Source organism: Streptococcus infantis (assembly GCF_047463175.1).
GTDB lineage: Bacteria > Bacillota > Bacilli > Lactobacillales > Streptococcaceae > Streptococcus > Streptococcus infantis_AC.
Window position 1 is genome coordinate 625,329 of the sequence record NZ_JASHEJ010000001.1, and the last position, 12,317, is coordinate 637,645.

Genomic DNA, 12,317 nt, shown 5'->3' on the forward strand with positions numbered 1-12,317 from the left:
AATTGGAGGATCTAATGAAAAAATTAGGTACATTACTCGTTCTCTTTCTTTCCGTCATTGCTCTTGTAGCATGTGCTAGTGGAAAAAAAGATGCAGCTTCTGGTCAAAAACTAAAAGTTGTTGCCACAAACTCAATCATCGCTGATATTACTAAAAATATTGCTGGTGACAAGATTGATCTTCACAGTATCGTTCCTGTTGGTCAAGACCCACACGAATACGAACCACTACCTGAAGACGTCAAGAAAACTTCTCAAGCTGATTTGATTTTCTATAACGGTATCAACCTTGAAACAGGTGGAAATGCTTGGTTTACAAAATTGGTAGAAAATGCCAAGAAAACTGAAAACAAAGACTACTTTGCAGTCAGCGAAGGCGTTGATGTTATCTACCTTGAAGGTCAAAACGAAAAAGGCAAAGAAGACCCACACGCTTGGCTCAACCTTGAAAATGGGATCATCTTTGCTAAAAACATCGCAAAACAATTGAGCGCTAAAGACCCTAGCAACAAAGAATTTTACGAAAAAAATCTCAAAGAATACACTGAAAAACTAGACAAGCTTGACAAGGAAGCCAAAGAGAAATTTAACGCTATTGATGCGGACAAGAAACTCATCGTAACCAGCGAAGGATGCTTCAAATACTTCTCTAAAGCTTACGGTGTCCCAAGTGCTTACATCTGGGAAATCAATACTGAAGAAGAAGGAACACCTGACCAAATCAAGACTTTGGTTGAAAAACTTCGCCAAATGAAAGTTCCATCACTATTTGTTGAATCCAGTGTCGATGATCGTCCAATGAAGACTGTTTCACAAGACACAAACATCCCAATCTATGCTCAAATCTTTACGGACTCAATCGCTGAAGAAGGTAAAGAAGGTGACAGCTACTACAACATGATGAAATACAACCTTGACAAGATTTCTGAAGGTTTGTCTAAATAATCATTTTAAAAAACGTCAGTCACCATGAATTGGCGTTTTTTTACGGTCAAATTATTGGTAAATTCTGACCATTAAAGGTAAAATGAAAGAAAAAAGATTGGAGTAGCTTATGACTACATTCCTCGGAAACCCTGTTACGTTTACAGGAAAACAACTACAAGTAGGAGACAAAGCACTTGATTTCTCTCTCACAACGACTGACCTCTCTAAAAAGACACTGGCTGACTTTGAAGGCAAGAAAAAGATTTTGAGTGTCATCCCTTCTATCGATACAGGCATCTGCTCGCTTCAGACTCGTCGCTTTAACCAAGAATTGGCTAGCTTGGACAATACTGTAGTCCTAACAGTATCAATGGACCTTCCATTTGCTCAAAAACGCTGGTGTGGTGCTGAAGGAATTGAAAATGCCATCATGCTCTCAGACTACTTCGACCACTCCTTTGGACGCGATTATGCCCTCTTAATCAATGAATGGCATCTGCTTGCTCGAGCCGTTTTTGTTCTCGATACCGACAACACCATCCGCTATGTTGAATACGTAGACAATATCAATAGCGAACCAGACTTTGAAGCCGCTATTGCAGCTGCAAAAGAACTCAACTAAGTCAAGCTCTTGTAGCAAGAAGCTAGAGAAATCTAGCTTTTTTTGGTATACTAGATGGAGATAATAAACAAGGAAATGCGAATGACACCAAATAAAGAAGACTACTTAAAATGTATTTATGAGATTGGCATGGATGTTCCTAAGATTACAAATAAGGAAATTGCTGCTCGAATGCAGGTATCTCCTCCAGCTGTAACTGAAATGATTAAGCGCATGCAGTCTGAAAATCTCATCTTAAAAGATAAGAAAAAAGGATACTTGCTAACCAATATTGGTCTAACACTTGTATCAGAACTTTATCGTAAACATCGTCTGATTGAGGTCTTTCTAGTTCACCAACTAGACTATACCAGCAATCAGATTCACGATGAGGCTGAGGTATTAGAGCATACAGTGTCAGACCTTTTTGTGGAGCGACTGGAAACTATGTTAGGATTTCCAAAGACCTGTCCCCATGGAGGAACCATTCCTGCTAAGGGTGAGCTTCTAGTTGAGGTTAATAACCTGCCACTTTCTGATATCAAAGAAGTAGGAAACTACCTTCTGACAAGAGTTCATGACAGCTTTGAAATCCTCCAATATTTGGATAAACATGCCATCCATATTGGAGACCAACTCCAGGTCAAGCAGTTCGATGGCTTCTCTAATACCTTTACCCTGTTTCACAACAATGAAGAACTTCAAGTCAGCCTCGAAATCGCTAAACAACTCTATGTTGAAAAAATGAACTAAAGTCTTTATCAGCAAAAAACCAAGCTAGCGGGCTTGGTTTTTCTTATCTATTTTTGGTGTCAAGGATGATGGTTACTGGGCCATCATTGACCAGTTCTACCTGCATATCTGCTCCGAAGACACCTGTTTCAACAGGAACCTCTTTGGCTAGTTCCTGGTTAAAATCTTGATAGAAGGCCTCAGCCATATCTGGTTTAGCGGCGCCTGTAAAGGCTGGACGATTGCCTTTTTTGGTATCGGCAAACAGAGTGAATTGAGAGATAGAGAGGATTTCTCCTTGGATATCCTTAACAGATAGGTTCATCTTGCCTTCGTCATCTGAAAAGATCCGCATATTGACTAGTTTTCTGACTGCATACTCCAAATCCTCTTGCTGATCCTCAGGTCCAACACCCACTAGGAGCAAGAGTCCTTGTTTGATTTGACCATGAATCTGCCCCTCAATAGAAACCTGAGCTTGCTTGACTCGCTGAACGATGATTTTCATAGAAATCCTTTCTGACTGTATCGATCATACTTAACCATTGGTCCGTTTGACTGAGTACACTTCTGGTACACTCTTAATCTTATCAACCACCGTTGTCAACATTGAAAGGTTAGAAATTCCAAAGGATACATGGATATTGGCAAATTTCATATCCTTGGTCGGTTGGGCATTAACCGAAGAGATATTCTTAGTTGTGTTTGATAGGACTTGCAAGATATCATTCAAAAGACCAGAACGGTTGAGTCCATAGATATCGATATGAGCCATATATTCCTTGGTTGAGAATTGGTCTTCCCATTCAACATCTAGCAGACGTTGCTCATAGTTTTCCTGTGAACGAAGGTTCATACAGTCCACACGGTGGATGGCAACTCCGCGACCCTTGGTAATATAACCAACGATATCATCACCTGGAACAGGGTTACAACATTTGGCAATCCGGACTAAGAGACCAGAAGCACCTTGGATGACAACTCCACCCTCATGCTTCACCTTAAGCGTGTCCTTGTTCTCTACTTTGACTTCGCCACCCTTGACCAGTTCTTCTGCTTCTGCCTTAGCCTTGGCACGCTCTTCTTCACGACGTTCTTTTTCCGTCAAACGGTTAAAGACAGTGATGGCTCCGATTTCTCCAAAACCAATGGCTGCAAAGAGAGCTTCTTCTGTCTTGTAGCTGGTTTTTTGAAGGACTTCATCCATGTGGCGCTTGTCCATAAATTTATTGGCCACATAGCCGTTTTCTTGGAGCTGACTAATCAGCATTTCACGGCCTTTATTGATGGACAATTCTTTATCTTGGTTTTTAAAGAACTGACGAATTTTGTTACGGGCCTTGCTGGTCTTAACCATATTGAGCCAGTCACGGCTTGGTCCAAATGAGTTTGGATTGGTGATGATTTCAACCTGGTCCCCTGTTTTCAGCTTGGTTGTCAAAGGAACCATACGACCATTGACCTTGGCACCAGTCGCTTTTTCCCCAATCTTGGTATGAATCTCATAGGCAAAGTCAATCGGTCCAGAATCCTTTGGAAGAGAACGAACCGCCCCATCTGGAGTAAAGACATAAATCTCTTCAGCCAGATAGTTTTCTTTGACCGTATCTACAAATTCCTTGGCATCATCCGCCTGGTCTTGGAGTTCCATCATCTCCTTGATCCAGTTCATCCCAATGGCAGATTCCTTGCTATTAACTTGACCTTTCATTCCTTTTTTGTAGGCCCAGTGAGCCGCAACCCCGTACTCAGCAACCTCGTGCATTTCCTTGGTACGGATCTGGAACTCGATCGGTCCTTTTGGTCCATAAACAGTCGTATGGATAGACTGGTAACCATTGGCCTTACGATTGGCAATATAATCCTTGAAACGGCCTGGCATTGGTTTCCATAGCTCATGAACGTAACCCAACATGGCATAGACATCACTCTGAGTATCTAGGATACAGCGAATGGCAATCAGGTCATAGATCTCCTCAAAGCGTTTTTTCTTGTCCTGCATCTTACGGTAAATAGAGTAGATATGCTTAGGACGGCCATAGATTTTTCCTGTAAGATTGCGCTCAGATGAATACTCCTCAAGTTTTGTCACAACTTCATCGACCAAGGCTTCACGTTCTTGACGTTTCTCCTTCATCATATGAGTTATCTTGTAAAACTCTGTCGGATTGAGGTAACGGAAGGAAAGATCCTCTAGTTCCCACTTAACACTTGAAATCCCCAGACGGTGAGCAAGTGGTGCGTAGATTTCCATGGTTTCTCGGGAAATACGTTCTTGCTTGTCCTTACGAAGATGCGTAAGGGTACGCATATTGTGCAGGCGGTCAGAGAGTTTTACCAAGATAACGCGAATATCCTCTGACATGGCCATAAGCATCTTGCGGTGATTCTCAGCTAACTGCTCTTCTATAGACTTGTATTCGACCTTACCAAGCTTGGTAACACCGTCTACAATCACTCGAACATCATGGCCAAACTCGCGCTCTAAGTCATCCAAAGTAGCATCTGTGTCTTCTACCACGTCATGCAAAAAACCACAGGCAACAGTGACAGCGTCCAACTTGAGCTTAGCCAAGATACCTGCTACCTGGATAGGGTGGATAATGTAAGGCTCGCCTGATTTACGATATTGGCCACTGTGGCACTCTACAGCATAAACCAAGGCCTTATGGACAAAAGCCACATCCTCTTTCGATAAATATTTTTGCGTTAAAGCGACGACTTCATCGCCAGAATAAATTACTTCTTTTGGCATGCATACTCTCCAGTTCTTCCTACCATTTTAACACTTTTTAGTCAATAAGAAAACTAGTAAAGTCTCCTTCTATCCGAGTTTCTAAACTTTATAAAAAAAACACTACTAGAAAAACTCTAGTAGTGTTGTTTTAATTCAAATCTATCTTAGTAAACTGTCTTTTCAGTTTCTACATCGAAGAAGTGAGCTTTGTTCAAGTCAAATCCAAGTTCCACAGTTGCACCAGCTTGCAAGTAGTCACGTGCGTCAACCTTAGCAACGAATTCATCTTTACCAACTTGGCAGTATAGGTGAGATTCTGAACCAAGCAATTCTGATACAGAGATAGTTGCTTTCACAACTGATTCTGGGAATGTTTCAAGGAAAGCAGGTTCTGCGTTCACGTCTTCTGGACGGATACCGAAGATCAATTCTTTACCTTCGTAACCTTTATCGCGAAGAACTTTCAAAGCACCTTCTGGAACTTTCAAGTTAAAGGCGTCACCAACGATGTGGTCACCGATCAATTTTACGTTGATGAAGTTCATAGCTGGGCTTCCGATGAATCCTGCTACGAATTTGTTAACTGGGTTTTTGTAAACTTCTTGAGGAGTACCGATTTGTTCAACACGTCCGATAGTACCAGTACCAGCAGGGTTTTTAGTAGCTGACATGATAACGATACGGTCTGCAAGTGTCATCGCTTCTGTTTGGTCGTGAGTTACGTAGATAGTTGTAGCTCCGATACGACGGTGGATTTTAGCAATTTCAGCACGCATAGATACACGAAGTTTCGCATCCAAGTTTGACAAAGGTTCGTCCATCAAGAATACTTTTGCATCACGGACGATAGCACGACCCATGGCAACACGTTGACGTTGACCACCTGAAAGGTCAGCTGGTTTACGATCCAAGAATTCTTTCAATCCAAGAATTTCAGCTGCTTCTTGTACACGTTTGTCGATGTCTTCTTTGCTATATTTACGCAATTTCAAACCGAAAGCCATGTTATCGTATACAGTCATGTGTGGGTAAAGAGCGTAGTTTTGGAATACCATGGCGATGTCACGGTCTTTTGGAGCTACGTCATTGACAACAACACCATCGATAGATGCAGTACCTTCTGTGATGTCTTCAAGACCTGCAATCATACGGAGAGTAGTTGATTTACCACATCCCGAAGGTCCTACGAAAACGATAAATTCTTTGTCTTTGATGTCCAAGTTGAAGTCTTCAACTGAGTAGTGTTCGCTGTTTGGATATTTTTTGTAAATGTTTTTAAGATTTAATTCTACCATTTCGGTGAACTCCTTTAATTTTTGATAGTTTTATTATATATGAAAACGCTTTACATTTCTATGGCAAGGTGACCAAAAAAATAAAAAAGTTCTGTGCAACTTGCACAAAACTTTAAATAATATCTGGTAATATCAATTGATAGCACAAGGTCAAATCTGTCAGTTCTTTTAACTGAAGCCCTGTCAACTCTTCCCATTTATCAATCTTGTATTGGAGAGAATTGCGGTGTAGATAGAGTTGTTGGGCTGTTTTAGTTAGGACTGCACTATTTTCCCATAAGGAGAGAATGATTTCCTGAATTTGATCCTGATCCAAAATCATCTGGTGTAGATAATCTTTTATCAAACCAAGATCCACCATTTGTTCACCCATACTCCAAAGGTAGAGCTGAGAAAACGTATGGAATCCTTGATGACCTTGACGCCACCAGTTTTTATACAAGTCACGTTCTGCTTTGATGAGATCTGTCAAACTCTGATTTCCTGTTTGCGACCAGACCTGCCCCAGCATGATGGATAAGCGAACCCCAAAGTCGTATTCTACGGCTTCCAAAGTATCCATCAAGATAGAGCGAACAGAAGTGTATTTGTCCTGTTGGAGAACAAATAAGTAATCCTGAGCCCCCACCTGAAGCACTGTCTCGCAGTTAGGAAAGAGGGTTCTCATCATATCCAACCAGGAAGTCAGGTTTTCCTGTTGGTAATAGGAAAGGTGACAATAGACAACTTGTAGCTTTTTAAAACTTTGCGGTGCTTGTCCCTTGCCCTCAATCAAATAACTATACCAAGGATTGAGCGAGATCGTTTGCTCCTGCTGGGTTAAGAGAGCTACCAACTGTTTCTCACGTTCACTGAGTCCAACTTCCTCCAGTAAAATCCACTGTTGCGAGGAAACTGGCAGTGTAAGAAAACCTTCCTTATCAATTGGCTGGTCTACGATTTGAGCTTGTGGAAACCAATCTAGTAATTCTATTGCAATCATTCCTAGCCCTCCACTTTTTGGATACACCAAGAAATCAAGGTTTCAAGGCGCTCCACATTTTCGGTCATATGAAGATAACCCATGACCGCTTCAAAACCTGTAGACATACGGTAGGTAACAACATCTGCGTTCTTTGCCTTGGTATGACTATTGGTATTGCGACCCCGTTTATAAATTTCTTCTTCTTTTTCCGTTAGGACTTCTTCTTCTAACATAAGGGAAATCAAGCGTGCCTGAGCCTTGGCCGATACATACTTGGTTGCCTCTTGGTGGAGTTTATTGGGCTTGGTCATGCCTTTAAGGATGAGGTGACGGCGAATATACATAGAATACACCGCATCTCCTTCAAAGGCTAGCGCAATCCCGTTAATGAGATTGACATCAATCACGTGTCCACCTCACTCCATCCTTGGTATCAAGCAATTTAATCCCTTGAGCAGCCAGTTGGTCACGGATTTGGTCAGCTGTCGCAAAATCACGATTGGCACGCGCTTCTTGGCGTTTTTGAAACAAGGCTTCAATCTCTTCATCCAAAACTTCCTCGACAAAAACAATACCAAAGACCTCTAACATAGCCGTAAGAGCTTCCTTAACCGCTGCATCATAGTTGCCTGAGTTGATCCACTTGGCCATTTCAAAGACAACTGTGATTCCATTAGCCGTATTGAAATCCTCATCCATTGCAGCTACAAACTTATCTTTAAAGGCTTGCAACTCCCCCGCATCTACAGTTCCAGTAAATGGTTGCTCATAAGTGTTCTTCAGATACTTGAGATTGGTCTCGGCATCACGCACAGCCTTTTCCGTAAAGTTGATAGGTTTGCGGTAATGCTGAGTCGCAAAGAAGAAACGCAATACTTGACCGTCGATCGTTTCGAGGGCATCGTGTACCGTAATAAAGTTACCCAAAGACTTGGACATCTTGACATTGTCAATGTTGACAAAACCATTGTGCATCCAGTAGTTAGCAAAGGTCTTACCTGTCTTGGCTTCTGACTGGGCTATTTCGTTGGTGTGGTGTGGAAACTCAAGGTCAGCTCCACCACCGTGAATATCGATAGTGTCACCCAAAATCTCCGTTGACATAACCGAACATTCGATATGCCAGCCCGGACGACCAGGTCCCCAAGGACTGTCCCAAGAAATCTCACCTGGTTTGGCTGCTTTCCAAAGGGCAAAGTCCACAGGATTTTCCTTACGAGTCGTTTCTTCATCTGTGCGACCTGAAGCTCCTAACTCCAAGTCTTCTAGGGTTTTATTGGCTAACTTAGCATAGTTGTGGGATTTTTCCACACGGAAATAGACATCCCCTTGACTTTCATAGGCATAGCCTTTTTCAATCAGGTCAGAGACAAAGCGGATGATATCAGCCATAAACTCCACTACACGCGGATTGCGAGTCGCAGGCTTAACACCAAGAGCCGTCACGTCTTCACGGAAGGCAGCGATGTACTTATCCGCTACTTCTTGAGGCGTGATGCCTTCTTCCTTGGCACGGTTGATAATCTTATCATCCACATCCGTAAAGTTAGAAATATAGGCAACCTCATAGCCACGATACTCAAAGTAGCGACGAATGGTATCGAAGGCTACTGTCGAACGGGCATTCCCCACGTGGATATAATTGTATACAGTTGGCCCACAGACATACATCTTAACCTTGCCGTCCTCGATTGGGACAAAATCTCGCAAATCACGAGACATGGTGTCATAGATTTTAATCACTCACTGACTCCTTTCTGTGTCTTACAATAAGCTTACAACCCCGACGACCTGTGACTGGCTTCTCTAGCATGCTCAAGTTTATTGACGTAGTATTCACGTTTTTCTTCGACTTCGTGAATGGTTGGTTCATCCTTTTGCCCGTGAACTCGAACAATCTTAGCAGGAATACCGACGACTGTTACATCGCTAGGAACATCTGCCACAACGACCGCAGCAGCACCGACTTTGGCATTTTCACCGATTTCCACAGGTCCGATGACTTGGGCATGAGCAGAAATGAGCGCTCCTTTACGCACGGTTGGATGGCGTTTGCCAACATCCTTACCTGTACCACCGAGAGTGACACCATGGTAGAGAAGGACACCCTTCTCAACAATCGCCGTCTCCCCAATTACAAGTCCTGCTCCATGGTCGATAAAGACACCTGAATCGATCTGAGCTCCTGGATGGATCTCAATCTGCGTCCAAAAACGCCAAAACTGGCTGTGCATCCGAGCTAACAGCTTAAAGCCATGTTGCCAGAGAAAATGAGAGAGACGGTGAGCAGCCAAGGCCTTCACACCAGGATAGGTCAGCAAGACTTCCAAGGTAGTGCGAGCCGCTGGATCATTTTCTTTTACGATATCAATGGTTTCACGCCACCATCCCATACATTTTTCCTTTCTTATTCTGAGTCTTTTGGTGTTTCTGTAGTTTCTTTCTTAGGGTTGTGGTCCTTATGATAGTGACGAGGACGATCGCCATGACGATGACGCTTTTCACCTTTTTCTTCTGAATGTTCAGGTTTTGGTGGACGTGGCAAGAGTGCCTTCATAGAAGCATCTACACGACCTTTTTCATCGATCTTAATAACCTTCACATCTACAAAATCACCAATTTGAACTAAATCTTCTACATTATTGGTACGTGTCCAAGCCATTTCAGAGATATGGACAAGGGCATCCGTCTTGTCAAAGAGGTTGACAAAGGCACCGAATTTTTCGATACGCACAACTTTGGCATGGTAGACTTCATCCACTTTCGCTTCACGAACCAAACCAGCAATGATTTCTTTAGCACGGTTAATAGCATCTTGGTCGCTCGAGTAGATAGATACGTTTCCTTCTTCGTCGATGTCAATCTTAACGCCTGTTTCAGCGATGATCTTGTCGATGGTTTCTCCACCCTTACCGATGACAATCTTAATCTTGTCCACATCAATCTTAATAGTATCAATTTTCGGAGCAGTTGGAGCCAATTCTGGACGAACTTCTGGGATTGTTTCTTCAATCACATCAAGGATTTCAAAACGAGCTTTCTTGGCTTGAGCAAGAGCCTCAGTCAAGATTTCTGCAGTAATCCCTTGGATCTTGATATCCATCTGAAGGGCTGTAATCCCGTCACGAGTACCTGCAACCTTGAAGTCCATATCTCCAAAGTGGTCTTCCAAACCTTGGATATCTGTCAATACTGTATAGTTATTTCCATCAGAAATGAGACCCATTGCAATACCAGCTACTGGCGCCTTGATTGGCACACCACCAGCCATAAGGGCAAGAGTTCCGGCACAGATAGAGGCTTGAGATGAAGAACCGTTTGATTCCAAGACTTCTGCTACTAGTCGGATAGCGTATGGGAATTCTTCCAAGCTTGGCAATACTTGAGCAAGAGCACGCTCCCCAAGAGCACCGTGACCAATTTCACGACGACCAGGTGCACCGTAACGTCCAGTTTCCCCTACAGAGTATTGAGGGAAGTTATAGTGGTGCATAAAGCGTTTCTTGTACTCTGGATCCAAACCATCGATGATTTGCGTTTCACCCATTGGCGCCAAAGTCAAGATAGAAAGAGCCTGAGTTTGTCCACGAGTAAAGAGACCTGAACCGTGCACACGGGGAACGAAGTCAACAACCGCATCCAAAGGACGGATTTCATCGACCTTACGACCGTCAGGACGTACCTTGTCTTCTGTGATCAAACGACGCACTTCTGCGTGTTCCATTTGTTCCAAGATTTCAGCTACATCACGCATGATACGGTCAAATTCTTCATGGTCTGCATATTTTTCTTCGTAAACAGCTGTGACTTGATCCTTAACTGCTTGAGTTGCAGCTTCACGAGCTAATTTTTCTTCTACTTGAACCGCTTTTTGAAGGTCACTGTTATAGGCGACGATGATTTCAGCTTGCAAGTCAACATCTACATGAAGCAATTCCACTTCTGCTTTTTCTTTACCGACTGCTGCAACGATCTCTTCTTGGAAAGCAATCAATTCTTTGACAGCTTCGTGTCCTTTGAGAAGAGCTTCCAACATGATTTCTTCTGACAATTCTTTGGCACCAGACTCTACCATGTTGATAGCGTGCTTCGTACCAGCTACTGTCAATTCAAGAAGCGATTGCTCTGCTTGTTCTTGCGTTGGGTTGATGATGATTTCCCCATCCACATAACCTACTTGTACCCCAGCGATCGGTCCGTCAAACGGAATATCTGAGATAGACAAAGCCAATGATGAACCAAACATAGCTGCCATTGGTGCAGATGCATTTTCATCGTAAGAAAGAACAGTATTGATGACTTGCACTTCATTACGGAAACCTTCCGCAAACATTGGACGGATTGGACGGTCGATCAAACGCGCTGTCAAAGTCGCATCTGTTGAAGGACGTCCTTCCCGTTTCATAAAGCCACCAGGAAACTTCCCAGCCGCATACATTTTTTCTTCGTAGTTGACTTGAAGTGGGAAGAAATCCCCAGTTGCCATCTTCTTAGACATAACAGCAGCAGTCAAGACAGTTGACTCACCGTAACGTACCACAACAGAGCCATTTGCTTGCTTAGCAACCTGACCAGTCTCTACGATCAACTCACGACCCGCAAAAGTCGTTTGAAACACATGTTTTGTCATTTTAATCCCCTTTGGATTGATAAAATTATACGCCTTGCCTACAAAGATCAAGATATTTTGGACGGTTCGGCTTGCCGAACATTTCTGTAGAAAAATAGGAAGGTGACGTCGCACTCGATGAGTGCAAGGAAGCTTATCTTTTTTCCTAAGAAATGAGGCCAAAATTCAATTAAGAATTTTTTTGATATTTCACTGACACAGTGCGGACGGGAGCAACTTCCTTCGGAATTTCATCCCTAATTTTTAAGCCTGAAGTCTCAAAAATTCCGTCCTAGAAAATAACAGAGTTATTCTCTAGGATACCACTATAGCGTGAAATATCTTTTAAATACTCACTCCGTTCGTATTTTTTGAGACACCTATTATCATATTTTATTTAAAAAATAATCCACTTTAAACAAACTTCTACAACCTAAATACCCTCATCTTTGT

The 12,317-nt window shown here is 42.7% G+C and carries 11 protein-coding genes; 3 read left to right on the plus strand and 8 right to left on the minus strand.

Going from position 1 to position 12,317, the window contains the following annotated elements:
* The first annotated feature begins 14 nt into the window (after positions 1-14).
* The 3 genes from QM859_RS03295 (at position 15) to QM859_RS03305 (ending at position 2,280) form a co-directional block, all read left to right on the plus strand.
* Positions 15-944 (plus strand): metal ABC transporter substrate-binding lipoprotein, encoded by a 930-nt coding sequence (locus QM859_RS03295; protein ID WP_414262112.1) that lies wholly within the window; start codon positions 15-17, stop codon positions 942-944.
* A gap of 109 nt (positions 945-1,053) precedes the next feature.
* Positions 1,054-1,548 (plus strand): thiol peroxidase, encoded by a 495-nt coding sequence (gene tpx, locus QM859_RS03300; RefSeq protein ID WP_000206542.1) that lies wholly within the window; start codon positions 1,054-1,056, stop codon positions 1,546-1,548.
* An 81-nt stretch (positions 1,549-1,629) separates the two neighbouring features.
* Positions 1,630-2,280 (plus strand): metal-dependent transcriptional regulator, encoded by a 651-nt coding sequence (locus tag QM859_RS03305; protein WP_414262113.1) that lies wholly within the window; start codon positions 1,630-1,632, stop codon positions 2,278-2,280.
* A gap of 43 nt (positions 2,281-2,323) precedes the next feature.
* On the opposite strand, the gene dtd is transcribed toward QM859_RS03305, so the two are convergent.
* The 8 genes from dtd to pnp form a co-directional block, all read right to left on the minus strand.
* A complete protein-coding gene (gene dtd, locus QM859_RS03310) occupies positions 2,324-2,767 on the minus strand; it encodes a D-aminoacyl-tRNA deacylase (protein WP_314943905.1) in 444 nt (147 codons plus the stop codon).
* Positions 2,768-2,797: 30 nt separating this feature from the next.
* Positions 2,798-5,014: a RelA/SpoT family protein gene (locus QM859_RS03315; RefSeq protein ID WP_004251252.1), complete on the minus strand. Its 2,217-nt coding sequence runs from the start codon at positions 5,012-5,014 to the stop codon at positions 2,798-2,800.
* 146 nt (positions 5,015-5,160) lie between these two features.
* Entirely contained in the window at positions 5,161-6,291 is a 1,131-nt protein-coding gene (locus tag QM859_RS03320) for an ABC transporter ATP-binding protein (RefSeq protein WP_004251267.1), read from the minus strand.
* A gap of 112 nt (positions 6,292-6,403) precedes the next feature.
* A complete protein-coding gene (locus QM859_RS03325) occupies positions 6,404-7,273 on the minus strand; it encodes a helix-turn-helix domain-containing protein (RefSeq protein ID WP_414262114.1) in 870 nt (289 codons plus the stop codon).
* 2 nt (positions 7,274-7,275) lie between these two features.
* Complete coding sequence (locus tag QM859_RS03330) at positions 7,276-7,662, minus strand: Mini-ribonuclease 3 (RefSeq protein ID WP_004251273.1); 387 nt, start codon at positions 7,660-7,662, stop codon at positions 7,276-7,278.
* Positions 7,655-8,998: a cysteine--tRNA ligase gene (gene cysS / locus QM859_RS03335; RefSeq protein WP_414262115.1), complete on the minus strand. Its 1,344-nt coding sequence runs from the start codon at positions 8,996-8,998 to the stop codon at positions 7,655-7,657. Before cysS ends, QM859_RS03330 begins: the two co-directional genes overlap by 8 nt.
* Before the next feature lie 32 nt (positions 8,999-9,030).
* Positions 9,031-9,648, minus strand: a complete 618-nt coding sequence (gene cysE / locus QM859_RS03340) for a serine O-acetyltransferase (protein ID WP_414262116.1) — start codon at positions 9,646-9,648, stop codon at positions 9,031-9,033.
* Positions 9,649-9,662: 14 nt separating this feature from the next.
* On the minus strand, positions 9,663-11,885 hold the full coding sequence (pnp, locus tag QM859_RS03345) for a polyribonucleotide nucleotidyltransferase (protein ID WP_414262117.1): 2,223 nt from the start codon (positions 11,883-11,885) through the stop codon (positions 9,663-9,665).
* Positions 11,886-12,317: the final 432 nt, after the last annotated feature.